Source organism: Stenotrophomonas sp. 112478_Sma (genome assembly GCF_056479905.1).
Genome location: NZ_CM151072.1, coordinates 2933548 through 2960046, shown reverse-complemented (window position 1 = coordinate 2960046; position 26499 = coordinate 2933548). Strand labels below are relative to the sequence as shown.

Annotated in this window: 22 protein-coding genes and 3 tRNA genes; 12 read left to right on the top strand and 13 right to left on the bottom strand. The window is 68.3% G+C overall.

The features are described from left to right. Positions 1 to 185: 185 nt before the first annotated feature. The 5 genes from ACZK08_RS13550 to ACZK08_RS13530 form a co-directional block, all read right to left on the bottom strand. Positions 186 to 1976: an acyl-CoA dehydrogenase C-terminal domain-containing protein gene (locus ACZK08_RS13550; protein ID WP_053518703.1), complete on the bottom strand. Its 1791-nt coding sequence runs from the start codon at positions 1974 to 1976 to the stop codon at positions 186 to 188. A gap of 61 nt (positions 1977 to 2037) precedes the next feature. After that, a complete protein-coding gene (locus tag ACZK08_RS13545) occupies positions 2038 to 2514 on the bottom strand; it encodes an LEA/WHy family protein (RefSeq protein ID WP_065181910.1) in 477 nt (158 codons plus the stop codon). A 161-nt stretch (positions 2515 to 2675) separates the two neighbouring features. Continuing rightward, entirely contained in the window at positions 2676 to 3227 is a 552-nt protein-coding gene (locus ACZK08_RS13540) for a lipocalin family protein (protein ID WP_053518705.1), read from the bottom strand. Between the two features lie 126 nt (positions 3228 to 3353). After that, a tRNA-Phe gene (locus ACZK08_RS13535) sits at positions 3354 to 3429 on the bottom strand. A 74-nt stretch (positions 3430 to 3503) separates the two neighbouring features. Further along, positions 3504 to 3579 (bottom strand) — tRNA-Phe (locus ACZK08_RS13530). Between the two features lie 371 nt (positions 3580 to 3950). Between ACZK08_RS13530 and ACZK08_RS13525 the strand changes: the two genes are divergently transcribed. Next, complete coding sequence (locus ACZK08_RS13525) at positions 3951 to 4976, top strand: NADP-dependent oxidoreductase (RefSeq protein ID WP_065181911.1); 1026 nt, start codon at positions 3951 to 3953, stop codon at positions 4974 to 4976. A gap of 91 nt (positions 4977 to 5067) precedes the next feature. On the opposite strand, the gene ACZK08_RS13520 is transcribed toward ACZK08_RS13525, so the two are convergent. Then, positions 5068 to 5907, bottom strand: a complete 840-nt coding sequence (locus ACZK08_RS13520; protein ID WP_065175524.1) for a bifunctional transcriptional activator/DNA repair enzyme AdaA — start codon at positions 5905 to 5907, stop codon at positions 5068 to 5070. A 132-nt stretch (positions 5908 to 6039) separates the two neighbouring features. On the opposite strand from ACZK08_RS13520, the gene ACZK08_RS13515 reads away from it, so the two are divergent. Together ACZK08_RS13515 and ACZK08_RS13510 are read left to right on the top strand one after the other, a co-directional pair. Next, positions 6040 to 6801, top strand: a complete 762-nt coding sequence (locus ACZK08_RS13515; protein WP_065181912.1) for an SDR family oxidoreductase — start codon at positions 6040 to 6042, stop codon at positions 6799 to 6801. Positions 6802 to 6910: 109 nt separating this feature from the next. Continuing rightward, a complete protein-coding gene (locus ACZK08_RS13510) occupies positions 6911 to 7084 on the top strand; it encodes a hypothetical protein (protein WP_196768742.1) in 174 nt (57 codons plus the stop codon). Positions 7085 to 7272: 188 nt separating this feature from the next. On the opposite strand, the gene ACZK08_RS13505 is transcribed toward ACZK08_RS13510, so the two are convergent. Beyond that, a tRNA-Ala gene (locus tag ACZK08_RS13505) sits at positions 7273 to 7348 on the bottom strand. A gap of 254 nt (positions 7349 to 7602) precedes the next feature. On the opposite strand from ACZK08_RS13505, the gene ACZK08_RS13500 reads away from it, so the two are divergent. Beyond that, positions 7603 to 9897 (top strand): TonB-dependent receptor, encoded by a 2295-nt coding sequence (locus ACZK08_RS13500; protein WP_331250510.1) that lies wholly within the window; start codon positions 7603 to 7605, stop codon positions 9895 to 9897. Positions 9898 to 9964: 67 nt separating this feature from the next. Here the strand turns inward: ACZK08_RS13500 and rnd are convergent, their stop codons facing one another. Then, complete coding sequence (gene rnd, locus ACZK08_RS13495) at positions 9965 to 11044, bottom strand: ribonuclease D (RefSeq protein ID WP_053520336.1); 1080 nt, start codon at positions 11042 to 11044, stop codon at positions 9965 to 9967. Positions 11045 to 11128: 84 nt separating this feature from the next. Between rnd and ACZK08_RS13490 the strand changes: the two genes are divergently transcribed. Together ACZK08_RS13490 and ACZK08_RS13485 are read left to right on the top strand one after the other, a co-directional pair. Further along, a complete protein-coding gene (locus ACZK08_RS13490; RefSeq protein WP_065181915.1) occupies positions 11129 to 13012 on the top strand; it encodes a formylglycine-generating enzyme family protein in 1884 nt (627 codons plus the stop codon). A gap of 86 nt (positions 13013 to 13098) precedes the next feature. Continuing rightward, positions 13099 to 13995: a M48 family metallopeptidase gene (locus ACZK08_RS13485; protein WP_053520218.1), complete on the top strand. Its 897-nt coding sequence runs from the start codon at positions 13099 to 13101 to the stop codon at positions 13993 to 13995. 34 nt (positions 13996 to 14029) lie between these two features. On the opposite strand, the gene xseA is transcribed toward ACZK08_RS13485, so the two are convergent. Further along, positions 14030 to 15370, bottom strand: coding sequence for an exodeoxyribonuclease VII large subunit (gene xseA / locus ACZK08_RS13480; protein ID WP_053520217.1), 1341 nt, complete (start codon positions 15368 to 15370; stop codon positions 14030 to 14032). A gap of 69 nt (positions 15371 to 15439) precedes the next feature. Next, complete coding sequence (gene queG, locus ACZK08_RS13475; RefSeq protein ID WP_065181916.1) at positions 15440 to 16516, bottom strand: tRNA epoxyqueuosine(34) reductase QueG; 1077 nt, start codon at positions 16514 to 16516, stop codon at positions 15440 to 15442. A 23-nt stretch (positions 16517 to 16539) separates the two neighbouring features. On the opposite strand from queG, the gene ACZK08_RS13470 reads away from it, so the two are divergent. From ACZK08_RS13470 to ACZK08_RS13445, 6 genes are all read left to right on the top strand, one after another. Then, complete coding sequence (locus ACZK08_RS13470) at positions 16540 to 18024, top strand: bifunctional ADP-dependent NAD(P)H-hydrate dehydratase/NAD(P)H-hydrate epimerase (RefSeq protein ID WP_065181917.1); 1485 nt, start codon at positions 16540 to 16542, stop codon at positions 18022 to 18024. Then, complete coding sequence (tsaE, locus tag ACZK08_RS13465; RefSeq protein ID WP_065181918.1) at positions 18021 to 18503, top strand: tRNA (adenosine(37)-N6)-threonylcarbamoyltransferase complex ATPase subunit type 1 TsaE; 483 nt, start codon at positions 18021 to 18023, stop codon at positions 18501 to 18503. The genes ACZK08_RS13470 and tsaE overlap by 4 nt, the downstream gene beginning before the upstream one ends. 82 nt (positions 18504 to 18585) lie before the next feature. After that, a complete protein-coding gene (locus ACZK08_RS13460) occupies positions 18586 to 20124 on the top strand; it encodes an N-acetylmuramoyl-L-alanine amidase (protein WP_065181919.1) in 1539 nt (512 codons plus the stop codon). Positions 20125 to 20255: 131 nt separating this feature from the next. Continuing rightward, positions 20256 to 22151: a DNA mismatch repair endonuclease MutL gene (gene mutL, locus ACZK08_RS13455; protein WP_065181920.1), complete on the top strand. Its 1896-nt coding sequence runs from the start codon at positions 20256 to 20258 to the stop codon at positions 22149 to 22151. Positions 22152 to 22162: 11 nt separating this feature from the next. Beyond that, positions 22163 to 23092, top strand: coding sequence for a DUF1684 domain-containing protein (locus tag ACZK08_RS13450; RefSeq protein ID WP_065181921.1), 930 nt, complete (start codon positions 22163 to 22165; stop codon positions 23090 to 23092). A 1-nt stretch (position 23093) separates the two neighbouring features. Continuing rightward, the gene (locus tag ACZK08_RS13445; protein ID WP_065181922.1) at positions 23094 to 24041 is read left to right on the top strand and encodes a TraB/GumN family protein; all 948 of its coding nucleotides are present in this window, start codon (positions 23094 to 23096) and stop codon (positions 24039 to 24041) included. Between the two features lie 77 nt (positions 24042 to 24118). Here the strand turns inward: ACZK08_RS13445 and phaR are convergent, their stop codons facing one another. The 3 genes from phaR to gluQRS form a co-directional block, all read right to left on the bottom strand. Next, entirely contained in the window at positions 24119 to 24652 is a 534-nt protein-coding gene (phaR, locus tag ACZK08_RS13440; protein ID WP_065175511.1) for a polyhydroxyalkanoate synthesis repressor PhaR, read from the bottom strand. Between the two features lie 183 nt (positions 24653 to 24835). Further along, positions 24836 to 25576 carry an acetoacetyl-CoA reductase gene (gene phbB / locus ACZK08_RS13435; protein ID WP_053520095.1) on the bottom strand — a complete coding sequence of 247 codons (741 nt, stop codon included), beginning with the start codon at positions 25574 to 25576 and terminating at the stop codon, positions 24836 to 24838. Positions 25577 to 25593: 17 nt separating this feature from the next. Continuing rightward, entirely contained in the window at positions 25594 to 26466 is an 873-nt protein-coding gene (gene gluQRS, locus ACZK08_RS13430) for a tRNA glutamyl-Q(34) synthetase GluQRS (RefSeq protein ID WP_478452722.1), read from the bottom strand. Between the last annotated feature and the right edge of the window lie 33 nt (positions 26467 to 26499).

The following is a 26499-nucleotide window of genomic DNA, read 5'->3' as shown; positions in this document are numbered from 1 at the left end:
ATCGCAAGATTCAGGTCCGCGCATTCCTCCTGTCTCCCGCGCCGTTGGCGCGCCCCCCTTAACAAAGGGGGGCTTTTCTCCAGAAGGATGATCGAGGGCGGTCAGGCCGGGGTCGGATCCCTTTCCGAGGGAAAGGACTCTGACCCCTCATCCACGCATGGCGTGGATCTACCGGCGGGATGGGCTCAGGCGCCGAAGCGCTCGTCGTCCATCGCCATCAGCGGCGCGGCACCGGCCTGGATCGCGGCAGCATGGCTGAGCGTACGCGGCAGCACACGGGCGAAGTAGAAGCGCGCGGTTTCGCGCTTGCCCTGCGCGAATGCCGCGCCGTGCGCACTGGCGTCGGCGGCGGCGACACTGCGTGCCCACCAGTACGCCAGCACCACGTAGCCGGAATAGAACAGGTAGTCGTAGCTGGCCGCACCCAGCTCGTCCGGGTTGCCGGCGGCGCGCTGCAGCACGTCCATGGTCAGCTTGCCCCATTCGGCGGCCTTGGCGCGCAGCGGACCGATGAACTCGGCCAGCGCTTCGTTGCCCTCGTGTTCCCTGGCGAAGGCCTCGATCTCGGCCAGCATCAGCTTGAGGCCGGCCCCCTGGCTGGAGGCGGTCTTGCGGCCGATCAGGTCCAGCGCCTGGATGCCGGTGGTGCCTTCATACAGCGTGGTGATGCGTGCATCGCGCGCCAGCTGCTCCATGCCGTGTTCGCGGATGTAGCCGTGGCCACCGAAGCACTGCAGGGCGTTGTAGGTGTTCTCGATGCCCCATTCGGTCTGGCAGGCCTTGGAGATCGGGGTCAGGAAGCTCACCAGGGTGTCGGCGCGCTCGCGCTCGGCGGCGTCGTCGGCGCGGTGGGCGATGTCGATCAGGGTGGCCGCGTGCAGGGCCAGCAGGCGGCTGCCTTCCACCAGTGACTTCACCGTCAGCAGCATGCGGCGCACGTCCGGATGGACCAGGATCGGGTCGGCCGGCCTGTCCGGGAACTTCGCGCCGCTCAGGGCGCGCGACTGCAGACGCTCACGGCTGTACTTGAGCGCGTTCTGATAGGCGCGTTCGGACAGGCCGATGCCCTGCAGGCCGACGCCCAGGCGCGCAGTGTTCATCATGGTGAACATTGCCTGCAGGCCCTTGTGCGGCTGGCCGACCAGATAGCCCTGCGCGCCGTCGAAGTTCATCACGCAGGTGACCGAGCCCTTGATGCCCATCTTGTGCTCGATGGAGCCGCAGCGCAGCGCGTTGCGCTCGCCGACGTTGCCCTCGCGGTCGACCTTGAACTTCGGGGTGACGAACAGCGAGATTCCCTTTGCACCCGGAGGCGCGTCGGGCAGCTTGGCCAGCACCAGGTGCACGATGTTGCCGGTCAGGTCGTGCTCGCCGGCAGTGATGAAGATCTTGGTGCCGGTGATCGCGTAGCTGCCATCGGCGTTCGGCTCGGCCTTGGTCTTGAGCAGGCCCAGGTCGGTACCGCAGTGCGGTTCGGTCAGGCACATGGTGCCGGTCCAGCGGCCTTCGATCAGGGGCTTAAGGAAGGCGTCGTGCTGCCACGCTTCGCCGTGCTGCTTGAGCGCTTCAATGGCGCCGTGCGAGAGCAGCGGGAAATTGCCCCACGCCAGATTGGCAGCGTTGATCATTTCATTCAGCGGCACGCCCAGGGTGTGCGGCAGTCCCTGGCCGCCCAGCTCGGGTGCGGCGGTCAGGCCGGTCCAGCCGCCGTCGACGAACTGGTCATAGGCCTGCTTGAAGCCAGGCGGGGTGGTGACTTCGCCGGTGGCCTGGTCGAGCACGCAGCCGATTTCATCGCCCACGCTGTTGAGCGGGGCCAGCACGCTCGCGCTGAAACGGCCGGCTTCCTCCAGCACGGCATCGACCACGTCGGCGGTGGCGTCGGTGAAGCCCAGGCGGGCGAACAGCGGTTCGACCTTGAGCACGTCGTGCAGGGCGAAACGGAGGTCGGAAAGCGGGGCGGTGTAGCTGCTCATCGGATACGTCTCGATCAGGGACAGGGAGAACGGCGCGGTGCGCCGCGATGGAAAGCGGTGTTCAGCGCAGCACGCCCGGCAGGCCCGGCGCCTGGTTCAACGTGCTGCGGCTGCTGACGTCGAAGCTGCGCTGCTTCTTTTCCTGCGGCGTGGCTGTCACCGAACCTTTCAGGCCATAGGCCAGGGTGCGGTTGCCGGCCAGCGCATCGGCCACCACCAGGCGTGCGGCCGAGCTGGGCACCAGGTCGACCGTGATGACGTCGGCGGAGGTGCCGCCGATGGAGATGCCGGGACGGGCCTGCAGGGTGCCGGCTTCGCTGTCGCCGACGCTCAGCGCCAGGGACACATCGTCGAAGGTCATCGGCATCGAGCTGTAGTTCTGCAGGCGCAGCGCCACGGTCCAGTTGCCGTCGGCGCGGACGGTCAGCTGCTGCAGGCTGGCGGCCGGTTCCGAGACGCGCTTGACGATGCCGTCGCTGCAGGCGGCGAGGGCGAGGGTGCACAGGACGATCAAGACGGTACGGAAACGGTGCAACATGGGCGCAAGTCCTCTGAAGGGGGTGCGTTGGCGTAAGCATACTACGGCGTATGGTTCAGTGGATCGCCTGTGGCGACCCGCCGCAGAGGGTAGCGCGTGAAGATGGCGGCCGGGCACGCACAGCGCCGGAGCGGGCGCGTTGCGCGCAGCTGGAGGGCGGCTCAGTCGGCCGGTGCGTCGCGTATCGGCGCCATCAGGCGCAGCGGCGCCAGGTCGTAGCCCATCGCCTCGGCCTTGGCCTTCAGCTGTTCGAATCGTGCGCGGTCCATCTCCGGCAGGCGCGACAGGATCCACAGATACTTGCGGTCAGGGCCGCCGACCATCGCCCACTGGTAGTCCGGATCCAGCGCCAGCACCCAGTAGTCGGCCCAGACCAGCGGCACCCAGCTCAGCCAGTCGGGGACAAAGCGCACCTGCAACTGGCCGGGATGTCCGGCCACGGGCCGGGCCACGCCTTCAGCCACCACGCGTTCGCCGTCGCCATTGCGGCAGGCATTGGTGACGCTGATGCGGCCATCGCGGCGCAATGCATAGTGTGCGGTGATGTCGCCGACGCAGCGCTTCTGGAACGACACGGGCAGGTGGGCGATCTCGTGCCACTGGCCGGCATAGCGGTCGATGTCCAGTGCATCGACGGCACGCACGGGTTCGCTGGCGGTCGCGGACAGCGAAGCCAGCAGCAGGCAGGCGAACAGGGCAGGGCGCAGATGCATCGGCAGACTCCGGCAGGACACTGGAGCGTAGGGGGCGTGCTGTGTGCCGGTGTGAATGTTTCGTCAACCGCCTGCATGGCGCGCCGGAAACAAAAAAAGACCCGCATTTCTGCAGGTCTTCAAGCATGGTGGCCGAGGACGGAATCGAACCGCCGACACGGGGATTTTCAATCCCCTGCTCTACCAACTGAGCTACTCGGCCAGATTGTGCGGCAGACCGCGATCGACAGCGGTGGCCGGAAAAAAAAGACCTGCATTTCTGCAGGCCTTCGAACGTGGTGGCCGAGGACGGAATCGAACCGCCGACACGGGGATTTTCAATCCCCTGCTCTACCAACTGAGCTACTCGGCCACGTGTTTCGTTGCAGCGACGTCGCTGCCAAGGACGCGCATATTACGGAGGTCGGCTGTCTTCGGCAAGCATTTTGGAAAAAAACCTTCACATTGCCGTCTGCGCGGGCGCAAGTGGTTGATCCTGCGTCGTGCCGAGGTGGCGGCGCAGGTCGATGGCGGACGAGACGGGTGGTCGCGGCGGCTGCGAGGATCGTCGCCTGCAGCGGAAATCAGCGGGCCGCCCGCATCGGCAAACACGCAGGGGCAAGGCATGCGGCCGCGGTTGCATCAGGCAGGCGATGGAACGCTGTTTTCGCCGCCGCACGCGCCGATCGTCGCGGCGTATTGTCGCCCCTCCTGTCCAATGCTGTCCGCAGCAGAGTCCATCCCATGGCTGATCAACCGACCACCACCCGCATCGTGCTCGCCTCGCGGCCGCAGGGTGCGCCGATCGCTGCCAATTTCCGCCTGGAGCAGTCGCCGCTGCCGGCGCCGGCAGCAGGACAGGTGCTGCTGCGCAACCGCTATCTGTCGCTGGATCCGTATATGCGCGGGCGCATGGACGAGGGACCTTCCTATGCGCCTCCCGTTGCCGTGGGTGCGGTGATGGAAGGGCAGACCGTCGCCGAAGTGCTGCAGTCGAATGCGGCGGGAATCGCGGTGGGCGAGCTGTTCCTGGCGCCGGGTGGATGGCAGACCCATGCGGTGCTGGATGCGCAGGTGCTGGGGCGTCGGCTGGACCCGGCGGGCCTGCCGCTGAGCACGGCACTCGGCGTGTATGGCATGCCGGGATTCACCGCGTATTCCAGCCTGCATGAAATCGCCCGGCTGCAGCCGGGCGAGACGCTGGTGGTCGCCGCTGCGACCGGGCCGGTGGGGGCAACCGTCGCCCAGCTGGCCAAACTGCAGGGCGCCCGCGTGGTCGCCATTGCCGGCGGCGATGGCAAGCGTGCCTACCTGCAATCGCTTGGCGTGGATGTGGCGCTGGACCATCGCGCGGCTGATTTCGCCGCGCAGCTGCGCGCCGCCGTGCCGGACGGCATCGACGTCTACTTCGAGAATGTCGGCGGCCACGTACTCGACGCGGTGCTGCCACTGCTCAATGATTTCGCCCGCATTCCGGTCTGCGGCACCATCGCCACCTACAACGCGCGCGGCGTCGAGCATCCCGGGCCCGATCGCCTGCCGGCATTGTTCAGCCAGATCCTGCGGCAGCGGCTGACGATGCGCGGCTTCATCGTGCACGACTTCAGCCACCTGTGGCCGCAGTTCGAGCGCGAGATGGCGCACTGGCTTCGGGAAGGGCGCATCCAGTACCGCGAGGACGTGGTCGAAGGGCTGCAGAACGCACCGGATGCCTTCTTCGGGCTGCTGCAGGGGCGCAACTTCGGCAAGCTGGTGGTGAAGCTGGACTGAGCCCTCGCCGGTGTCCGCAGGGCATGGCCCGGCGCTGCCACGGCGCGAGAGCCGGCCACGGTCGGCATCCACCGGTCCTGATGGGGCGGCATCAGCCGTTGGCGGCGTTCTCCCGGCGCAGCAGTTCGCGCTTGCGGGCCACACCCCAGGCATAGCCGGACAGATCGCCATCGCGGCGCACCACGCGATGGCATGGCACTGCCACCGCCAGTGGATTGCTGGCGCAGGCACGCGCGACCGCGCGGCTGGAGCGCGGTGCGCCGATGCGCGCGGCAATGTCGGCATACGATGCGGTCTGCCCTTGGGGAATCTGCTGCAGCGCCTGCCAGACGCGCTGCTGGAAGGCGGTACCGCGGATGTCCAGTGGCAGTGTCGCGCCACGTGCCGGATCCTCGACCAGGCCGATCACCTGCGCCACCAGCTGCTCGTAGCCGCTGTCGGCGCCGACCAGCTCAGCCTGGCGGAAGCGTTGCTGCAACGACTGCAGCAGCGCTTCCGGATCGTCGCCGAGCAGGATCGCCACCACGCCGATGCTGCTGCTGGCCACCAGTACGCTGCCCAGCGAGCTTTCGGCGATGGCGAAATGGATCACCTCACCGCGTCCACCGCTGCGCCATTGCCGGGGCGTCATTCCCAGCAGGCGCGGCGCGTTCTCGTAGAAGCGGCCGCTGGAGCCGAAGCCGGCGTCGTGGAAGGCATCGGTGATGCGCGCCTGCTGTTGCAGTCCTGTGCGCAGCCGATCGGCACGCAGGGCCGCCGCATACTGCTTCGGGGTCAGTCCGGTGGCCTGCTTGAACAGGCGATGCAGCCGGGTCGGGCTGCAGCCCGCCAGTTCGGCAAGCTCCTGCAGCGAGGGTTCGTCGAGACGGGCCTGCAGGTGGCGGCAGACGCGTTCGACGCGGGCATCGGTAGTTGCGATGGCAGTGTCCATGCGTCGATTCTGGCACGTGCCCCGCTGGCGGAAACTCCGTTTCCTGCACGCGCCGGCAGGGCCCGGAAACGGAGTGTCAACGGGGCAGGGGCGCGACATCGTAGGGTCCACTTCACTGCCTGGACCCCGAACATGCGCCTGCACGACAAGATCGCCCTCATCACCGGTGCCAGCGCCGGCATCGGCCGCGCCTGCGCGCTGCGTTTCGCCGCCGAGGGCGCAAGGCTGGTGCTCAACGCGCGGCAGCCGGAGCCGTTGCAGGCGCTGGCCGATCAGATCCGTGCTGCCGGCGGCGAGGCGGTGGTGCATGCCGCCGATGTCGCCGGGCCGGACACTGCACAGGTGCTGGTCGACCTGGCGAAGCGGGCCTTCGGAGGCCTGGACATCGCGATCAACAATGCCGGGATGCTGGGGCCGGGCGTGCCCGCTGCGGAGTTTCCGGTGGACGCCTGGAGGCAGGTGATGGCCACCAACCTCGATGCAGCCTTCCACGCCGCGCGTGCGCAGTTGCCAGCCCTGCTGGCGCGGGGCGGCGGCTCGCTGGTGTTCGTCGGCACCATCGTCGGCCATACCGTCGGCTTGCCCGGCATGGCCGCCTACGCCTCGAGCAAGGCCGGGCTGATCGGCCTGAGCCAGGTGATCGCCGCCGAGTACGGCGTACGGGGCGTGCGTTGCAACGTGCTGCTGCCCGGCGGCACCGACACCGAGATGGGCCGGCAGGCTGCGCCAGACGAGGATGCGCTGGACTTCGTACGGTCGCTGCATGCGCTCAAGCGCCTGGCCGGGCCGGAAGAGATCGCCAACGCTGCGCTGTTCCTGGCCAGCGATGAAGGCAGCTTCGTGACCGGTAGTGCGATGCGCGTGGACGGCGGGATATCCATCAATCGCACCTGAGGGGACGGCCGGCGGCTGCACATGGCGTTCGCGCCGGACTGACCCGTCCGTTACCCGGCGACCTCTAGCGTGGCACCAGCGCCGGCCTCCGCCGGCGGCGGAGCCACGCATGAGCAGACACGAAAAGGACACGCCCGATCCACGCCAGGGGGTGCAGGAAAGCCGCCAGGGCCGGAAGCAGGACGACGTCGCCAAGCAGCGTCCGGGACAGCGCGACCAGCAGGTACGTGACACCCACTCGCGCAGTCCACGGCGCAAGGATGGTGGGCAGGAGCCTGCCTGACGCGTCATTGCTGCAAGCGCCCTCGGCCCGAGCCAGCGGCTGCCCGATGCTGGGTTTGTCGCCACCGGGCTCGGTCATGCGCAGGTCGCGCGTCTCATCGGCCCGTTAGCCCGGGGCGCGCAACGAAAAAGGCCGGACCCTGGGTGTCAGGAGTTCCGGCCTTTTTCATGCCCTGGTGGGCATGTGGATGGTGGAGCCAAGGAGGATCGAACTCCTGACCTCGTCATTGCGAACGACGCGCTCTCCCAGCTGAGCTATGGCCCCGTAGTGCGCTGTCATTGTATCGCTGGCGGTCGGCCTTGCCAAGCGACGCGCCCGGCCGTGGCCATAGGCAACTGTGCCGAGTCCGCCGGCTTTCGTGCGATTCCGTTGCGCGAAACGAAATCGTAACAATTTGGAGGATAATCCCCAGTCTGCGCAGCAGTTCCCCTTCTCGCCGCCCGGCCCGCGCAGGCCGCCCGGACGTCTCCTCAGAGCTTTCGATGCCTTCCCATACCGATTCCCGCCGTCTGTCGGGCATGTCGTCTTCCCTCGTTTCCTTCCGTCGCCATCCGCTCGCGCTGGCCTGCGCAGGCCTGGCGCTGGTCGGCAGCTTCGGCGCCGCGGCGCAGGACAGTGCGCCGACCCCCACCGGGCTGGATACCATCACCGTGACCGCCGAACACCGTGAGCAGAACCTGCAGGAGGTGCCGGTGTCGGTGGGCGTCGTGCAGGGCGAGCGCATGCGCGACTTCACCGCCGGCGGCGACGACACCCTGCTGGCGCTGTCCGGCCGCGTGCCGAGCCTGTATGCGGAAACCACCACCGGTCGTATCTTCCCGCGCTTCTACATCCGCGGGCTGGGCAACATCGATTTCTATCTGGGTGCTTCCCAGCCGGTGTCGATCATCCAGGATGACGTGGTGCTGGAGCACGTGGTGCTCAAGTCCAATCCGGTCTACGACGTGGACCAGGTGGAAGTGCTGCGCGGCCCGCAGGGTTCGCTGTTCGGCCGCAACACCACGGCCGGCATCGTCAAGTTCGACACGCTCAAGCCGACGCAGGACTACACCGGCCGCGTCAGCGCCAGCTACGCCAGTTACAACAGCGTGTCGATCGATGGCGGCTTTGGCGGTCCGATCAACGATATCGCCTCGTTCCGCGTGTCGGCCCTGTACCAGCATCGCGACGACTATGTCGACAACACCTACAGCGGCCCGAGTGCGGATGGCACCGTCAGCCCGAAGAAGAACGCCATGGGCGGTTTCGATGACCGCAACGTCCGCGCCCAGCTGCTGCTGACGCCGAGCGAGCAGTTCTCGATCCTGGCCTCGGCACACGCGCGCGATTACGAAGGCACCTCGACCCTGTTCCTGCGCGGTGCGCTGACCAAGGGTTCCAACCGCACCGACGTGCCGCGCGACCAGGTCGCCTACGACGAAGCCGACAACAACCCGCAGGCCTACAAGACCTACGGTGGCTCGGTGAAGGCGCGCTATGATTTCGGCGTGATCGACTTCACTTCGATCACCGCGTATGAAACCACCTCCGGTTACAGCCGTGGCGATACCGATGGCGGTGCTGCGGTGAACTATCCGGTCAACGGCGTGCCCAACGGCTACGGCCAGTCGATGGGCCGGATCCGCGACCTGGACCAGTGGACCCAGGAATTCCGTCTGGCCAGCCATGACGACAGCGCGTTGCAGTGGCAGGCCGGCGCGTTCTATTTCAACGGCAGCGACACCACCGACTTCTACCAGCGTGCCTGGTTCCTGCAGGGCGCTGCGCGCAATCCGAACAACTGGGTACGCCTGCGCAACAAGAACACCTCCTGGGCCGGTTTCGGCCAGCTCAGCTACGCCTTCACCGACAGGTTCACGGTGACCGCCGGCCTGCGCCAGACCCGCGACGAGAAGCACACCCGGCTGCTGAAGACCGCCGACACCGCTGCCGGGGTGGTGACCTACAAGGGCCGCACCGACGTCAGGATGTCCGATACCACGCCCAGCTGGGACCTGAGTGCGATGTACCAGATCACGCCGGACGTCAGCGTCTATGCGAAGGTGGCGCGCGGTTTCCGCGGGCCGACCATCCAGGGCCGTTCGGCCGTGTTCAATGCCGACTTCACCACCGCCGACTCGGAGACCATCCTGTCCTGGGAGGCCGGCGTGAAGAGCAGCCTGTGGGACAACCGCCTGCGCCTGAACGCCACCGCGTTCACCTACACCGTCAACGATATCCAGCTCAACGGCAACGATTCGGACGGCAACGGCGTGCTGTTCAACGCAGACAAGGCCAAGGCGTATGGTTTCGAAGCGGACATGGAACTGCGTCCGGTTCCCAACCTGACCCTGAGCGCCGGTGTCAGCCTGCTGCACAGCGAAATCAAGGACAAGCGCGTGTACGCGCAGGTCTGCGGCCTGAATGGCCAGGTGGTGTGCACGGTGGATGATCCGACCATCAAGGTGGGTGCGAACACCTTCGCGCAGATCGACGGCAACCCGTTGCCGAACGCACCGAAGTACAACGTCAACCTGGCCGCACGCTACGATTTCCCGGTCAGCGACGCGGCCACGATGTTCGTGTCCACCGACTGGAACAAGCAGGGCTATACCAGCTTCGTGCTGTATGACAGCAAGGAGTTCAACTCCAAGGGGGACTTCGAGGGCGGCCTGAAGATCGGTTACTCCGGCAACTACGGTGCCTATGAAGTCGCGCTGTTCGCACGCAACATCACCAACGAGAAGAATCTCAAGGGCGTGATCGAGAACTACATGGCCGCGGTGTACAACGAGCCGCGTACCGTGGGCGTGTCGCTGAACATGAACTGGTAATCGAACGGTTGCGGGAAGGGGCGGCCCGGTGATCCTGGCCGCCCCTTTCCGTTGCTGCAGCGGGTTGTCAGCGCACCGGCAACAATGGCTGCAGGCGCGATTCCAGCGCCTGCTGGCGCCATCCGGCCAGCGCCGACGGCCACTGGCGGTGCTCCAGGTAGCTTTCCAGGTGCTTGCGCGAGGCCAGTACGCCGTCCGCCAGGCCCAGCTCGCGGCTGCATTCGGCCACGGCGTCCTGCATTTTCTTCAGCGTCTTCTTGCTGCTGTCGGTGGGCTGGGTTGCCAGCGGCGCGTCCTGCTCATCGGCCAGCGGAGTGTCCAGGGCCTGCCACACGGCGGCTGTCAGCTTGCGCGGCGCCTTCGGGAACGGCTCGAACAGCTTGGCGAGCGCGTCGACATCGGCCGGTGGCGAGCGCGCCAGCAGGGCGGCAAGTTCGTTGTCCAGGATCCAGCTGCGCGGCCGGTCGCTCTGGCGTGCCTGCACATCGCGCCAGCGCAGCAGGCGCAGCAGGCGTCGCTGTGCCTCGGCATCGAGGAACTGGGCCGAGCGCATGGACAGGTGCGGCCAGCGGTCCTCATCGTTGGCGACGCTGGCCAACAGGCGTTCAGCGTCGTCGTGCAGCCACTGCTGGCGTCCCATCGCCTGCAGTCTCGCGTCGATCGCGTCATGCAGCGCGAACAGGTGCTCGACGTCATCGGCGGCATACTGCAGCTGCGACTCGGAGAGCGGGCGGCGCATCCAGTCCGAGCGGGTCTCGCCCTTGGCCAGGGTCACGCCGGTGATCTCCTGCACCAGCTTCTGGTAGCCCATCCCGGCACCGATGCCGGCCAGCGCCGCGCCGATCTGGGTATCGAACAGCGGTCGTGGCAGCACGCCGCAGGTCCATTTGAAGGCCACCAGATCCTCGCTGGCGCTGTGCATCACCTTGATGATCGACGTATCGGTCAGCCAGGGGGCCAGTGCTTCGGGCATGCCGGGAATCAGCGGATCGATCAGCAGGATGTCCTCGCCGACCGCCATCTGCACCAGCGCCAGTTGCGGCCAGAAGGTGCGTTCACGGATGAATTCGGTGTCCAGACCGATGCGGGTGGGACGCTGCTGGTAGTACGCATCCAGCTCGGCGGGGGTGGTGATCCAGATTGCCACGGGTCAGGGCCTGCTACTCGGGTTTGCTCAGGCAGGGGAGAATAGCCTAACGTCGGTCCGCGTCCGTGCCGAAGGAGGCTCTGCTTGCGTTTTCCGCTGTCGTCCGCGCTGTGCGCCAGCCTGGCCCTGGCTCTGGTCGCCTGCACCCCGTCACCGCCGACACCGGCAGGCAAGGCCGGCGAGGGTTCCGGCCAGGCGGCATCGCCGCCGGCGCCAGAGGATCGGCCGGCGGTGCAGGGCAGCGTGACCATCGCCGGTCAGGATGCCGCCGAAGACGTGCAGCAGTGGACGCCGCCCCGTGTCGATCGGGAGGGGCGCAGCCTGGCGCAGCTGCGCAGGGCCGCCGAGCAGGCGTTTGCCCAGGATCGGCTGTACGAGGATGGCGATGCCGCCATCCCGCTGTGGCTGGCGGTGCAGGAGGAGGTGCCTGACGACCGCCAGGCCCGTGCTGGTCTGCAGCGTGCCCGCCAGCGCCTGCTGCAGCAGACCGATGCCTTGCTGGTGCGGCCGCTGCAGCAGCGCGAGGCGCTGGCCGAAGCGGGACGCCAGGCGCTGGTGTTGCTGACCCTGGCCCCTGACGATGAAAAGGTGCGTGCCCTGCAGGCGCGGGTGGAGACCGCGCAACGCGTGGTGGCCTACAACCGGGCCGGCGAGGAGGACCTGCGCGCGGACCGGATCGGCGAGGACGGTGACGGCGCGATCGGCAGTTTCCGCGAGGCGTTGGCGCTTGACGAGGGCAACCGCCGCGCACGCCAGGGCCTTGCTGCGGCGGAGAGCGGCCTGATCCGGCGTGCCGAGGAGGCCGCCCGCCGCCGTGACTTCGCCAGTGCCGGCACCTGGCTGGCCGAAGCCAGCAAGGTCCGTGATTCCTCTCCGACCATCGCCGACGCCTTCGAGCGCATCGAGCAGATCCGGGCCAACACCCTGGCGCAGCTGCGCGACGAGGGCCTGCGCGACCTGGCGACGCCGCAGGGCCTGAAACCTGCACGCGAGAAGCTGGCCGAAGCACTGCGCATCGCGCTGCCCGGCGACGCGGTCGTGGCGCAGCTGCGCGAGCGCATCGATCTGGCAACCCATTACGGCAGCTTCCGTCCCGGCCAGGTGTTCAGCGACGCGATGCGCGATGGCGGGCGTGGCCCGCAGATGGTGGTGGTGCCGCATGGCGGCTTCCAGATGGGCGCAGGGGATGCCGAGCCCGGCGCCACCGATGCCGAGCGCCCTTCGCATTACGTGCGGTTTGACCGCGGTTTCGCGATGGCCATCACCGAGGTGACTGTCAGCGATTTCGAGCGCTACGTCAAAGCCACCAATGCCCGCCCACGCGCGACCCGTCGCGGTCATTCGGTGGTCTATGACGAGCGCAGCGGCAACTTCATCCGCCGCAGCGGTGTCGACTGGCGCTCGGATTACGACGGCGCGCGCGCGCTGGGCAATGCGCCAGTGATGCATGTGAGCGTGCGCGACGCGGAAAACTATGCCGCGTGGCTGTCCGAGCAGACCGGCTACAGCTACCGGCTGCCCAGCGAGGCCGAGTTCGAGTATGCGCTGCGCGCCGGCAGCAGCGGCCGTTATCCCTGGGGGGATACAGGCACGCCCCCGCCGGGCAGCGGCAACTTCACCGGCAGCAAGGATGTCTCGCCGTCTGGCCGGCATTGGCACAACGCGTTCATCGGCTATGGCGATGGCTGGTGGGGCCCGGCGCCGGTGGCGAACTTCCGGGCCAACGCGTTCGGCCTGCACGACATGGCCGGCAATCTCAGCGAATGGGTGGCCGACTGCTGGCATTCCAGCTACCGGCGTGCGCCCTCCGACGGCGTGGCCTGGTTCAACCCGGGTTGCCGGGCGCGGGTGATCCGCGGAGGCAACTGGGCGAACTCTCCCGAGCAGACCCGGGCGGCCTGGCGGCAGTCGCAGGACTCGGACACCACCAACGCCCGCATCGGGTTCCGCCTGGTACGCGGCATCTGAGCGGCCGGCTTCACCCGGCGCGGGCTCCGGCACACTAAGATTGCGCCGTGCCCGCCGGCCGGCGGGGCCAGCCGGAAGACCACTGCATGCGCAACGACCCATTTTCCCGCTCGCCGCAGGGCCCGCAGCGGCGTGGCCTGTTCGGCAACATCCGCTGGTGGGTACTGCTGCTGGCGGCGGGTTACGCGGCCTTTTACTGGTTTTCGAACCGGACGGTCGATCCCTATACCGGCGAGAAGGTCATGATCGACAGCAGCCTGGATGCCCAGCAGGAAACCGCGCTGGGCCTGCAGGCCTACCAGCAGATCCTGGCGCAGGAGCGGCCACTGGACCCGAACGCGCAGATCTCGCGTGACGTGCGTGCGATTGCCGAGCGGTTGATCGCCAAGGTCGATGTGGTGGAGACCGCATTGGCGCGGGAGCATGGCGTGGAGCCGGCCCATTTCGCGCGCAGCTTCCAGTGGGAGGTGAACGTGATCCCCTCCGAGCAGGCCAACGCCTTCTGCCTGCCGGGCGGGAAGATGGCGGTCTATACCGGTCTGGTGCCGGTGGCGCGGACCAAGGATGCGATGGCGGTGGTGATGGGGCATGAGATCGCCCATGCGCTGCTGCGCCATGGAGCGCAGCGCATGGCACAGCAGAAGCTGACCCAGATCGGGCAGATGGCCGGGGCTGCCAGTGGCATGGATGCGCAGCAGCAGCAGATGGTGATGTCGGCGATGGGTTATGGCTATCTGCTGCCCTACGCACGCAGCCACGAGACCCAGGCCGATGAGGTGGGGCTGATGCTGGCTGCGGCTGCCTGTTTCGATCCGCGCGAAGCGGTGCCGCTGTGGCAGCGGATGGGCCAGGCCAGTGGTGGTCAGTCGCCGCCGGAGTTTGCCTCCACCCATCCCAACCCGGGAACCCGGATCCAGAATCTGCAGGCCCTGATGCCGAAGGCGCTGGAGTACCGGAAGCAGTTCTGCGAGGCGGCCAGGTAGGAAGGCGCACGCCGGGCTGCGCCTTGGCCCCCGCTTACCTGACCGAGGTGACCTGCACGTCGATGACGCCGTCGCCCACGCGTGCCTGCAGTGCGTCGCCGGGCTGGACCTGTTCAACCTGTCGTACCAGTGCACCATCATCGGCACGGGTCACGATGCTGTAACCGCGTGCCACCGTGGCCAATGGGCTGACCGCCTCCAGGGACCGGGCCAGGCCGCGCAGGCGCAGCGCATCGCGTTGCAGCAGCCGCTGCATCGCTGCATGGGGGCGTCCGCGCAGGGCCGACAGGCGACGCTGCATCGCGTCCAGCTGGCGCTGCGGATGATGGCCGCGTAGCACCGCGGCGGCGTGGCGCAGGCGCGCGGCACGGCGCTCCTGCTGCTGGTTGAAGGCCGCGTGCAGCCGCCGGCCCAGCTCCAGCTGGCGGCGCCGCAACAGGTCCAGCCGGGCCTGCGGACTCTGCGCATTCAATCGCAACAGCGCACGGTCGGCGCGCTGCATGGCCTGTCCTACCGCGTGGCGCTGCAGCTGTGCCAGCCGCGCGGCATTGCGGCGCAGGCGCAGGGCCAGGTCACGCTGGTCGGGGACCAGCAGCTCGGCCGCCACCGACGGTGTCGGCGCGCGCAGGTCGGCGGCAAAATCACTCAGGCTGAAGTCGGTCTCGTGGCCGACGGCCGACACGACCGGCGTATCGCTGGCGGCGATCGCGCGCGCCAGCGCTTCGTCGTTGAACGCCCATAGATCTTCCAGTGAACCGCCGCCGCGGGTCAGCAGGATCACGTCGTAGCGACCACTGGCATCGGCTGCCTGCAGCAGGCGGGTGATCTGCGCGGCGGCGCTGGAGCCCTGCACCAGGGTCGGCAGCAGGTCCACCTCCAGCAGCGGGAAACGACGGCCCAGTACGCTCAGCACATCGCGCACGGCGGCGCCGGTCGGCGAGGTGATCACCGCCAGCCGCCGCACATGCGCGGGCAGCGCCCGCTTGCGTGCAGGATCGAACAGGCCTTCGGCGTCCAAGCGCGCCTTCAGCTCCTCGAACGCCCGCCGCAGCGCGCCTTCACCGGCTTCCTCCATGTGGTCGAGCACCATCTGGTACTCGCCGCGTGCGTCGTACAGGGTCACCCGGCCACGCACCAGCACGCGCATGCCCTCGCGCGGTACGAACTTCAGGTACTGCGCCTTCATCCGGAACATCGCCGCACGCAGCTGTGCCCGTGCGTCCTTCAGGGTGAAGTACAGGTGCCCGGACGCAGGGCGGGCCACGCTGCCCAGTTCGGCTTCGACCCAGATCGCCGGGAAGCTGCCTTCCAGCAGGTCGCGTGCCAGCGTGTTGAGCTGGCTGGGAGTGAGAATGTCGTTGTTACGTGGCTGCATGGGTACGGCGCGCTGCGGGTGGAGCGGGCACTCAGGATCGCACGTTGGCGCGCGCCGGGCACGCCCGGCTCAGGTCGTGCGGTGCTGTGCCAGTGCCCACTGCACGTGCTCGCGCACCAGCGGCGAGGGATCATCGATGCGGGTCTGCAGTGCGGCCAGGGTCTGCGGCGCTGTCGGCGCGTTGCCCAGTGCCACGGCGATGTTGCGCAGCCAGCGCTCATGGCCGCTGCGACGGATCGGGCTGCCCTCGGTGCGGCGCAGGAATTCCGCCTCGTCCCAGGCGAACAGCTGATCCAGGCGCGCGGTGTCCAGGTTGTTGCGTGCGCGGAAATCGGCTTCATCGGTGCGCTTGGCAAACTTGTTCCACGGGCAGACCAGCTGGCAGTCGTCGCAGCCGTAGATGCGATTGCCGATCAGTGGCCGCATGTCCTCGGGGATCGCGCCGTCATGCTCGATGGTCAGATAGGAAATGCAGCGGCGCGCATCCAGCCGGTGCGGGCCGGTGATGGCGCGCGTGGGGCAGATGTCGATGCAGCGCGTGCAGGTGCCGCAGTGCGCAGTGGCGGGCGCGTCGACCGGCAACGGCAGGTCGATGTAGATCTCGCCGATGAAGAACCATGAGCCCCCCTGGCGATCGATCAGGCAGGTGTGCTTGCCGATCCAGCCGAGCCCGGCGTTGCGGGCCAGGGCCCGTTCCAGCACCGGTGCCGAATCGACGAAAACGCGGTAGCCCAGTGGCGCGACTTCATCGTTGATCCGCGCAGCGAGCTTCTGCAGGCGGTTGCGCATCAGCTTGTGGTAGTCGCGCCCCAGCGCGTAGCGCGCTACGTAGGCGCGGCCGGGATCGGCCAGGGTCGCCCAGGCTTCGGTATCGTCGCGGTGGCTGTAGTCCATGCCCACGGAAATGACCCGCACCGTGCCCGGCAGCAGTTCGGCCGGGCGTGCGCGCAGCGTGCCGTGGCGTGCCATCCAGTCCATGGTCCCGTACAGGCCCTGGCCCAGCCAGTCGGCCAGGTGTGCCTCGTCCTCGCCCAGCTCGATGCCGGCAATGCCGCAGCGCTGGAAACCGTGTGCACGGGCCAGTTCGCGGATGCGCTGCACGGCCTGGACCGGGTCGGCTGGGGCAGGGGCGGGGACGGAGGACATGTGCACCAGTATAAAATCCCGGCATGCCCGATCTCTCTCTTCTGTTCGACACCGCTGCTGCGCGCGCGCTGGACGCCCGCGCGTCGGCGCTTGCCGGTGATGGTGGCTGGAGCCTGATGGCGCAGGCTGGCCTGGCGGGCTGGCAGTGCCTGCTGCAGCAATGGCCGGATGCCCGCAGTCTGTATGTGGTGGCTGGCGCCGGTAACAACGGCGGCGATGGCTACGTACTGGCGACCCATGCGCTGCAGGCGGGCCGCCAGGTGCAGGTGATCACCCTGCCGGGCAGGCTGCCCGCCACGCCGCTGGCGCAGCAGGCAGCGGCGGAATTCGCTGCCGCCGGCGGCAGCAGCATCGAATTCGACGGCCAGCTGCCGGTCGCCGACGTCGGCGTGGATGCGCTGTTCGGTCTCGGCCTGGATCGGGCCCCGGCCGGCATGGCGCAGGCGCTGATCGAAGCACTCAACGCCTCTCCGGCGCCGGTGCTGGCACTGGATGTACCCAGCGGTGTCGATGCCGATCAGGGCGGCGTGCCCGGCGTTGCGGTGCGCGCGGCGGTCACCCTGCAGTTCATTGTCTGCCACCGGGGCCTGTACACCGGCGACGCGCTGGATCATGTCGGCCAGCGTCGGCTGGCGCCGTTGGACCTGCCGCAGGCGGCGCGTGAAGGCATCGCGGCCAGCGCGGAACGCTGGGTCGGCGACCGTCTGCGGGCGCTGCTGCCGCCGCGCCGGGCCAATACCCACAAGGGCGAGTCCGGGCATGTGCTGTGTGTGGGCGGCAACCACGGCAGTGGCGGCGCAGCGGTGATGGCGGCCGAGGCCGCACTGCGTGCCGGTGCCGGACTGCTCAGTGTCGGCACCCGTCGTGAGCATGTGGGGGCGATGCTTGCGCGCCTGCCCGAGGCGATGGCGCATGCGCTGGAAGATGGCGCGGCGTTGCCTGCGCTGCTGGACCGCGCACGGGTCGTTGCGATCGGGCCGGGCCTTGGCCAGGACGACTGGGCGCGTGCGCTGCATGCCAGCGTGCTCGCCTGCGGGCGTCCGCTGGTGATAGACGCCGATGCCCTGAATCTGCTGGCGCAGAACCCGCACGCGGTGCCTGATGCCATCCTGACGCCGCATCCGGGAGAGGCTGCACGCCTGCTGGGCTGCAGTACCGCCGAGGTACAGGCCGATCGCTTCGGCAGCGCGCAGGCGCTGGCCGAGCGCTATCACGCCACGGTGGTGCTGAAGGGTGCCGGCAGTGTAGTCGCGGCACCTGCGCGGCTGCCGCGGCTGATCGCGGCCGGCAATCCGGGCATGGCGGTCGGCGGCATGGGAGATCTGCTGACCGGCGTCATTGCTGGACTGCGCGCGCAGGGATTGGACGCATTCGATGCCGCAGCAGGCGGCGCCCTGTTGCACGCGCTTGCCGGCGACGCCGCTGCCATCGACGGCGCGCGTGGTCTGCTTCCCACCGACCTGCTGGCGCCCCTGCGGCGGCTGGCCAATCCGGAACGCTCCCCATGAACGAATACTTCCTTGCCGACAGCGATGCCACCGAACGTCTCGGGCAGTGGCTGGCGGCCACGCGTCCGCCGCAGGCGTTGATCGAGCTGCGCGGCGACCTCGGCGCCGGCAAATCCACCACCGCGCGTGCGCTGCTGCGTGCGCTGGGCGTGCAGGGTGCGATCCGCAGCCCGACCTACACCCTGGTCGAGCGCTATCCGCTGGCCAGTGGTGGCGAGGCGTGGCATCTGGACCTGTACCGCATCGGCCAGGCCGGGGAACTGGATTTCCTGGGCCTGGACGAGGGCAGTGCGGTGCTGTGGCTGGTCGAGTGGCCGGAACGGGGGGCGGGCGCATTGCCGCCGACGGACCTGGTCGTGGCGCTGGAGATCGAGGGCCAGGGGCGCCGGGCGCGTCTCAGTGGGCTCAGCGACGCTGGCCGGGAATGGCTGCAGCGGCTGGCCGAAGGTGGGGACTTGCGGCCTGTTTCTGTCGCCTGACGAGAACAAAGATCGGCAGGTTACGGATTATTAAGGAAAAAGGTATTGCATTCCGTTCAGCGCGGTGATTGAATCCTGAGCCATGCGCCTGGGGAACCGTCTCATCGCCATCTGTGCCGCCGTCGGACTGGGTCTGGCGAGCCTCAGTGCGTGGGCGGGTGAAGTCCGTCAGGTACAGCTGAATACAGGCTCCACCGGCACCCGCGCGGAAATCTCGCTGGTCGGCAGTGGCGGCTACAAGACGCTGTCACTGGCCAACCCGAACCGGCTGGTGGTCGATTTCCCGGATTCCACTGCCGTGCGCAACCTGAAGATGCCGGCTGCGCAGGGCGTGGTGACGGCAGTGCGCACCGGACAACCGGTTCCGGGCACCTTCCGTGTTGTTTTCGATCTTGCGGAATCCGTGGCGCCGTTCCGCCCGCAGATGCAGCGCGAAGGAGAGGCGTCAAAGCTGGTGATCGAATGGCCGGGTGACAGCCCGGGCGTGGCCGCTGCGGCGCCGGCGCCGGCTCCGGTTGCCACGACCACGCAGACGACGGCACCCAGCATGCAGACGCGCAGCGACGCCGCCCGCGCTACCGCGTTGTTGACCGCGCAGGTGCAGCAGCAGGCCAGTGCCACGGCTGCCGCCCCGGCCGCGCCCACGCCGGCGCCGTCCACCGCGCCCGTGCAGGTGGCCGCTGCGGGCACCAGCGCCAGCAGCACCCCGCCGGCATCGTCGCCCGCGGCGATCCTGGCCGGCCAGCGCACCGCTGCGGTGGTGAGCAATCCGCCAGCGCCGGTACCGGCATCGCCGCCGCCCGAACCGCCGCGTCCGGCGATGCCCAGCGACGCTTCGCGCATCCGCATGCAGCCTGGCATGCGGCACCTGGTGGTGGCGATCGATCCCGGCCACGGCGGACAGGATCCGGGCGCGATCGGGCCCACCGGCAAGCGCGAGAAAGACGTCACCCTGGCGGTGGCGCGTGAGCTGGCCCGTCAGGTCAATGCCACGCCGGGCCTGAAAGCCTATCTGACCCGCGACAGCGACGTGTTCATCCCGCTGCCGATGCGCGCACAGAAGGCCCGCGCGAACAAGGCTGACATCTTCATCTCGATTCATGCGGACGCCGCCGAGAACCGCTCGGCGACCGGTTCATCGGTGTACGTGCTGTCCACCAAGGGTGCCTCGTCGCAGCGTGCGCGCTGGCTGGCGGACAAGGAAAACGCCGCCGATCTGGTCGGTGGTGTGCGCCTGCAGCAGACTGAAGGCACGCTGGCCAACGTTCTGCTCGATCTGGCGCAGAGCGGTTACATGAAAGCGTCCGAAGATGCGGCCGGTCATGTGCTGGGTGGACTGAAGCGGATCGGCAACAACCACAAGCCAAACATCGAGCGCGCCAACTTCGCGGTGCTGCGCACCTCGGACATGCCGGCGATGCTGGTGGAAACCGCCTTCATCTCCAATCCGGACGAGGAGCGCCGCCTGATCGACCCGGGCTACCAGCGCAAGATCGCCGGTGCGGTGCTCGATGGCGTGCACACGTTCTTCAGCCGGCAGCCGCCGCCGGGGACGCTCTACGCGGCCCGCGCACAGGCCGAGATCGACGCGGCTGCCACCATGGCCGGCGGCAGCAAGTAGGCCGCACCCTGTTGGACCGGCCATGCCTGGGGCGTGGCGCATCATCGGCATCGCACAGGTGATCCGGCTCGACTCTCCACGCGGTACCTCCGCTATCATCGGCGCATGAAGTCTGCTGCCTACCTTGCCCCATGAGCGCGCCCGGCCCGCGCCCGATCCGGCCTTTGCCGGACATCCTGATCAACCAGATCGCCGCCGGCGAGGTGGTCGAGCGCCCCGCGTCAGTGGTCAAGGAACTGGTCGAGAATGCGATCGATGCCGGCGCCAGCCGTGTCGACATCGACCTGGAAGAAGGCGGCGTGCGCCTGATCCGCATCCGCGACAACGGCAGTGGCATCGCAGCGGAGCAGCTGCCATTGGCCGTCTCGCGGCATGCCACCAGCAAGATCGCCAACCTGGACGATCTGGAGTCGGTGGCCACGCTCGGGTTCCGCGGCGAAGCGCTGCCATCGATCGCGTCGGTCAGTCGTTTCACCCTGGCGTCGCGCCGCGCAGATGACGAGCACGGTTCCGCGCTGCAGATCGATGGCGGCAAGATCGGCGAGGTCACGCCGCGCGCGCACGCACCGGGTACCACGGTGGAAGTGCGCGAGCTGTTCTACAACGTGCCCGCGCGACGCAAGTTCCTGCGCGCCGAGCGCACCGAACTGGGGCACATCGAAGAATGGCTGCGCTCGCTGGCGCTGGCGCGGCCGGACGTCGAGCTGCGGGTCTCGCACAATGGCAAGGCATCACGCCGCTACAAGCCGGGTGACCTGTATTCGGACGCGCGGCTGTCCGAGACACTGGGCGATGATTTCGCGCTGCAGGCGGTGCGCGTGGACCACAGCGGCGCGGGCCTGCGCCTGCACGGCTGGATCGCGCAGCCGCATTATTCGCGGGCCAGTACCGACCAGCAGTACCTGTACGTCAACGGCCGTTCGGTGCGCGACCGCAGCGTTGCCCACGCGGTGAAGATGGCCTACGGCGATGTGCTGTTCCATGGCCGGCAGCCGGCCTACGTGCTGTTCCTGGAACTCGACCCCACGCGCGTTGACGTCAACGTGCATCCGGCCAAGCACGAAGTGCGTTTCCGTGATGCGCGGCTGGTCCATGATTTCGTCTACCGCACGCTGAAGGACGCGCTGGCCGATACCCGAGCCGGCGTGTCGGCGCAGGAGATCGGTGCAGGTGCCGGGCAGGCAGCGGACGCCGGGGCAGCAGCGGCGGCATCGACCGTGGGCGCGTCCGGATTCGGTCTGGTCCGTGGTCCTGCTTCGGGGGCGGGCGGCGGTGGCGGATATCAGGGATGGCGCCCGCAGCAGCCGCTGGGCCTGCAGGTTGCCGATGCGCCGGCCGCCTACGCTGCGCTCTATGCCACGCCTGCTGCAGGCGAAGGCGGCACCGCGCAGCCTGCGATGCCGAGCGGAAACGGCCTGCCGGACACCCGTGCAGACGCGGGCGTGCCGCCCCTGGGGTATGCGATCGCGCAGCTGCATGGCATCTACATCCTGGCCGAGAATGCCGAAGGCCTGATCGTGGTCGACATGCACGCGGCGCACGAACGCATCGGCTACGAGCGGCTGAAGAACGCGCACGATGGTATCGGCCTGCAGTCGCAGCCGTTGCTCGTGCCGATCACGCTGGCGGTGGGCGAACGCGAAGCGGATACCGCAGAGAGCGAGGCCGCGACGCTGGCCTCGCTTGGTTTCGAGGTGACGCGGGCCGGCCCGGGCTCGCTGCATGTGCGCAGCATTCCCGCGCTGCTGGCCCACGCCGAGCCGGAGGGGCTGCTGCGCGATGTGCTGACCGACCTGCGTGAGCACGGCCAGAGCCGCCGCGTAGCGAGCGCGCGCGATGAACTGCTGTCGACCATGGCCTGCCATGGCGCTGTGCGAGCCAATCGCCGGCTGACGGTGCCGGAAATGAACGCCCTGCTGCGCGACATGGAGATCACCGAGCGATCCGGCCAGTGCAACCACGGCCGGCCGACCTGGGCCCGTTTTTCGCTGGCGGAGATCGACCGCTGGTTCCTGCGCGGACGTTGAGGGGAGCATCGATGGCGTATCGGGGAATGGGCGGCCTGCTGGCTGTCTTGTTGCTGGCAGCCTGCAGCCCGGCGCCGCCGCCGGCGCCTGCGATGGTGGAAGACCCGGCATACGCCGCCGCGCAGCAGCAATGGCGCGTGGCGCGTTATCAGGATCTGACGCGGCCTGATGGCTGGACGGCGCTGGTCGGGCTGCACTGGCTGCAGAACAGTTCGCACTTCGTTGGCAGCGGTGCAACCAATGGCATCCGCCTGGCAGTGGGGCCGGACAAGCTCGGCCTGCTGCGGCGCGAGGGCCGGCAATGGTGGTTCACGCCGGAAGCCGGGGCGGAGCTCACCCACAACGGCCAGCCGGTAAGGGGGCGCATCCGCATGGATACCGACAAGGATCCGCAGCCTACCCTGCTTGCCTTCGACGGTGGCAAGGGCCAGCTCAGCCTGATCCGGCGTGGTCCGCGCGATGCGCTGAGGGTCAAGCATGCCGACGCGCCTGCACGCCGGGACTTCGCCGGCCTGCAGTACTGGCCGGGAGGGCCCGACTGGCAGGTGCAGGCGCGCTTCGTTGCGCACGCACCGGGCAAGACCTTGCCGATCGTCGACATCACCGGACTGACCACCGACATGCCCAATGCCGGTGCGGTCGAGTTTGAGCGTGATGGCCGGACCTGGCGGCTGGAGGCGATCGGTGCCCCCGGCGAGCCCCTGTTCCTGATTTTCGCGGACCGCACCAGCGGCCGCGGCAGTTATCCCGCTGGCCGCTATCTGGATACCGGCACCCCCGGCGCCGATGGCCGCGTGCTCATCGATTTCAACCACGCCTACAACCCGCCCTGCGCGTTCACGCCCTACGCGACCTGCCCGTTGGCGCCGCCGGAGAACCGGCTGGACCTTCGCGTGGACGCGGGTGAAAAGGCCTACCACCTGCCTGAAGGAGAAGGCTGACATGATGATCAGACACCTGTTACACGCCGCCCTGTTGCTGCTGGCCTGCGCGGTGGCGCCACTGGCGCAGGCCCGCAATGCCCCGGCCGCTGAAGGTGCGTCGGTCAAGCCGCCGGTACCGCTGCTGTGGAAGGTCACCGGCCCCGGCGATTCACGGCTGTATCTGCTGGGCTCGTTCCATCTGTTGAAGCCGCAGGACTATCCGCTGTCGGCCGACGTGGAGCAGGCCTTCGGGGCCTCGCAGCGCGTGTTGTTCGAACTCTCGCCGGAAGACATGCAGTCGCCGCAGCTGGCCAGCCGCATGGTGCAGGCCGCCGTTCGCACCGACGGCAGCGAACTGAAGCGTGATCTCGATGCAGCGACCTGGCAGAAGCTGCAGGCCTTCGCCGCCGTGAACAAGCTGCCGCTGGCGCAGATGCAGGGCATGAAGCCCTGGTTTGTCGGCCTGAGCATTTCGGTGGGGCAGATGCAGAAGATGGGCCTGGACCCGGCGCTCGGTCTGGACCGTCACTTCATGGAGCGCGCACAGGCGACCGGGCGCAGCACCGGTGGTCTGGAGGACATCGATACGCAGATCGGCATGCTTGATGGGATGTCGGTGCAGGAGCAGCGGCAGATGCTGTCCGAAGCCCTCGATCAGGCCGACAAGGGTGATGAACAGGCGCGCATGCTGCACGACGCATGGCGCCGCGGTGACGAGCGCCTGCTGTGGACGAAAATGGCTGCCGAGATGCGCCAGCAGTATCCGCAGCTGTATCAGCGCATCAATACCGGCCGCAATGATGCCTGGGTGCCGAAGCTGGTGCCCTATCTGCAGGCGGGGCAGGGTGGCACGCTGGTGGTGGTTGGCACGCTGCATCTGCTCGGCAGCGATGGCGTGGTCGAGAAGCTCAGGGCGAAGGGCTACAAGGTCGAGCGCGTCTGCACGGCGTGCAAGGCGAAGCGCTGACGTCTGCCTGCGGATGACCCGCAGACGAAAACGGCGCGCCACTGGCGCGCCGTTTTCATGTCAGTCCCTGCCGTAGCTCAGCGGCGGGTCTTGCCGCCGGTGCCGGTGCCCGGTTCGTTCGGCTTGCTGCCGGTTCCGGTTCCCGGGCCGGTTCCGCCGGGGCGGGGGCCGCCGAAGCCGGTGCCCATGCTGCGCTGGAATTCCTGCCACAGCTCCAGGTTGCGTTCGGTCAGCTGGTTCATCATCGCCCACGGCGTCTGGCCCAGCAGGTTGCCCATCTGCTGGCGGAACTGCTGCTGCTGGTCCAGGAACACCTGCATGCTGCGTTCCAGGTAGTTGCCCATGAATCCCTGCAGGGAGTCGCCGTAGAAGCGGATCAGCTGGCTCAGCAACTGGGTGGAGAGCATCGGCTCGCCGTCCTGCTCCTGGTCGGCGATGATCTGCAGCAGGACCGAACGGGTAAGGTCGTCACCGCTCTTGGCGTCGCGGACCTCGAAGTCTTCACCGTCCAGTATCAGCTGGCGGACGTCCTCGATGGTGATGTAGCTGGAAATCTCGGTGTCGTAGAGACGGCGGTTCGGATACTTCTTGATGATGCGGGTCGCAGCCATGAAGCGGTCACTCGTCACAGTAGACGCGCAGCATGGCGCAGTGCAGCAGCCGTTGCAACCGCCCCAGCCCCCGCCAGGCTTGGCTTTCACGGCGGATCATGTTGCGCAACAAGGGTTTGCGTGTTGCGCAGCATGACCGCAGGCAGGTGCGGTCCGGCACGTGACCGGCCGCGCCCGCGCGGATCACCAGCCCATGTGGTGGCCGCCGTTGATGTCCAGGTTGCTGCCGGTGATCCACGAGGCCTCTTCGGCCACCAGGAAGGACACGCCGTAGGCGATCTCCTCCGGCTTGCCCAGGCGCCCGGTCGGAATGTCGGCGATGATCTTGGCCCGCACTTCCTCCGGCACGGCCATGACCATGTCCGTGGCGACGTAGCCCGGCGAAATGGTGTTGACGGTGATGCCGAAGCCCGCGTTCTCGCGCGCCAGTGAGATGGTGAAACCGTGCATGCCGGCCTTGGCGGCGGCGTAGTTGGCCTGGCCGTACTGGCCCTTCAGACCGTTGATCGAGCTGATCTGGATGACCCGGCCCCAGCCGCGGCGACGCATGCCTTCGATGACCGGGCGGGTGACGTTGAACACCGAGTTGAGGTTGGTGTTGATCACGTCATGCCACTGGTCCGCACGCATCCGGTGGAAGGTCGTATCGCGGGTGATGCCGGCGTTGTTGACCAGGATCTCGACCGGGCCCAGTTCGTTTTCGACGGCGCGCACCAGCGCTTCGGCACTGTCCGGATCGGACACGTCGCCGGCGAAGATGGACACGTTGAAGCCGCGTTCGGTCATCGCCTGCTGCCAGGCGCGGGCCTTGGTTTCATCGCGATAGTTGGTGGCGACCCGGTGGCCCTGGTCGGCCAGGCGTTGGCAGATGGCGGTACCGATGCCGCCGGTTCCGCCGGTGACCAGTGCGACGCGAGATGTCATGGAATGCAGTCCGGGTTTCAGGTGGGGGAAGGGGGATTCTGCAACATCGGCGCGGAAAGTGCGCCCGTCGGCAACAGGATGTCCGTGCGTGGCAGGCGGGCCGGATCGAATGCCTGCCGGGCCGCCGCGAGCAGGTCGTGCAGATCGTCGTGACCCTCGAGTGCGGCGGGCGACTGGCCGAGCAGGCCCCACAACTGACGCAGCACCGGCACCGGGCGGGCGCTGTCGACCGGCAGCGCGGCCAGCGACTTGGACAGCTTGTGCCCGGGCGCGTCCAGCAGCAGGGGCAGGTGCCAGTATCGCGGCACTGCCAGTCCGAGTGCCTGCTGCAGCAGGATCTGCCGCGCGGTGGAGTCGAGCAGGTCGGCGCCGCGCACCACGTCGGTGACGCCCTGCGCGGCATCGTCGACCACCACCGCCAGCTGGTAGGCCCAGCACCCGTCGGCGCGGCGCAGCACGAAATCACCCACCTCGGCGTGGACGTCCTGCACCTGACGGCCGCGCAGGCCATCGTCGAACTGCACCACGCTGCCGGCCGGTACGCGGAAGCGGACGGCAGGGTCCGGTCGGGGCTGCCGCGCGACGCAGCGATGGTGGATGCCCCCCCGGGCTGCCAGTTCGCTGCGGCTGCAGTGGCAGATGAAGGCCAGCCCGCTGGCCAGCAGCCTGTCCAGAGCCTGCTGGTAAGCATCGCCACGTTCGCTCTGCCACAGCACCGGACCATCGTGGGCCAGGCCGAATGCCGCCAGTGCCTGCAACTGCGCGTGCGCAGCCCCGGGCACGGTGCGTGGGGGATCGATGTCCTCGATGCGCAGCCGCCACAGGCCATGGTGATGGCGCGCGAGCAGCCAGCTGCCGAATGCAGCCAGCAGGGAGCCGGGGTGTAGCAGGCCGGTAGGCGAGGGCGCGAAGCGGCCGCAGGA

Coding starts and splice junctions, on each gene's coding strand:
- ACZK08_RS13540 (WP_053518705.1), bottom strand. CDS start 3,227: ATGCATCTGCGCCCTGCCCTGTTCGCCTGCCTGCTGCTGGCTTCGCTG.
- ACZK08_RS13525 (WP_065181911.1), top strand. CDS start 3,951: ATGGCTGATCAACCGACCACCACCCGCATCGTGCTCGCCTCGCGGCCG.
- tsaE (WP_065181918.1), top strand. CDS start 18,021: ATGAACGAATACTTCCTTGCCGACAGCGATGCCACCGAACGTCTCGGG.
- ACZK08_RS13520 (WP_065175524.1), bottom strand. CDS start 5,907: ATGGACACTGCCATCGCAACTACCGATGCCCGCGTCGAACGCGTCTGC.
- ACZK08_RS13550 (WP_053518703.1), bottom strand. CDS start 1,976: ATGAGCAGCTACACCGCCCCGCTTTCCGACCTCCGTTTCGCCCTGCAC.
- ACZK08_RS13500 (WP_331250510.1), top strand. CDS start 7,603: ATGTCGTCTTCCCTCGTTTCCTTCCGTCGCCATCCGCTCGCGCTGGCC.
- ACZK08_RS13515 (WP_065181912.1), top strand. CDS start 6,040: ATGCGCCTGCACGACAAGATCGCCCTCATCACCGGTGCCAGCGCCGGC.
- ACZK08_RS13510 (WP_196768742.1), top strand. CDS start 6,911: ATGAGCAGACACGAAAAGGACACGCCCGATCCACGCCAGGGGGTGCAG.
- xseA (WP_053520217.1), bottom strand. CDS start 15,370: ATGCAGCCACGTAACAACGACATTCTCACTCCCAGCCAGCTCAACACG.
- ACZK08_RS13485 (WP_053520218.1), top strand. CDS start 13,099: ATGCGCAACGACCCATTTTCCCGCTCGCCGCAGGGCCCGCAGCGGCGT.
- queG (WP_065181916.1), bottom strand. CDS start 16,516: ATGTCCTCCGTCCCCGCCCCTGCCCCAGCCGACCCGGTCCAGGCCGTG.
- ACZK08_RS13445 (WP_065181922.1), top strand. CDS start 23,094: ATGATGATCAGACACCTGTTACACGCCGCCCTGTTGCTGCTGGCCTGC.
- ACZK08_RS13450 (WP_065181921.1), top strand. CDS start 22,163: ATGGCGTATCGGGGAATGGGCGGCCTGCTGGCTGTCTTGTTGCTGGCA.
- mutL (WP_065181920.1), top strand. CDS start 20,256: ATGAGCGCGCCCGGCCCGCGCCCGATCCGGCCTTTGCCGGACATCCTG.
- ACZK08_RS13470 (WP_065181917.1), top strand. CDS start 16,540: ATGCCCGATCTCTCTCTTCTGTTCGACACCGCTGCTGCGCGCGCGCTG.
- ACZK08_RS13460 (WP_065181919.1), top strand. CDS start 18,586: ATGCGCCTGGGGAACCGTCTCATCGCCATCTGTGCCGCCGTCGGACTG.
- ACZK08_RS13545 (WP_065181910.1), bottom strand. CDS start 2,514: ATGTTGCACCGTTTCCGTACCGTCTTGATCGTCCTGTGCACCCTCGCC.
- phaR (WP_065175511.1), bottom strand. CDS start 24,652: ATGGCTGCGACCCGCATCATCAAGAAGTATCCGAACCGCCGTCTCTAC.
- phbB (WP_053520095.1), bottom strand. CDS start 25,576: ATGACATCTCGCGTCGCACTGGTCACCGGCGGAACCGGCGGCATCGGT.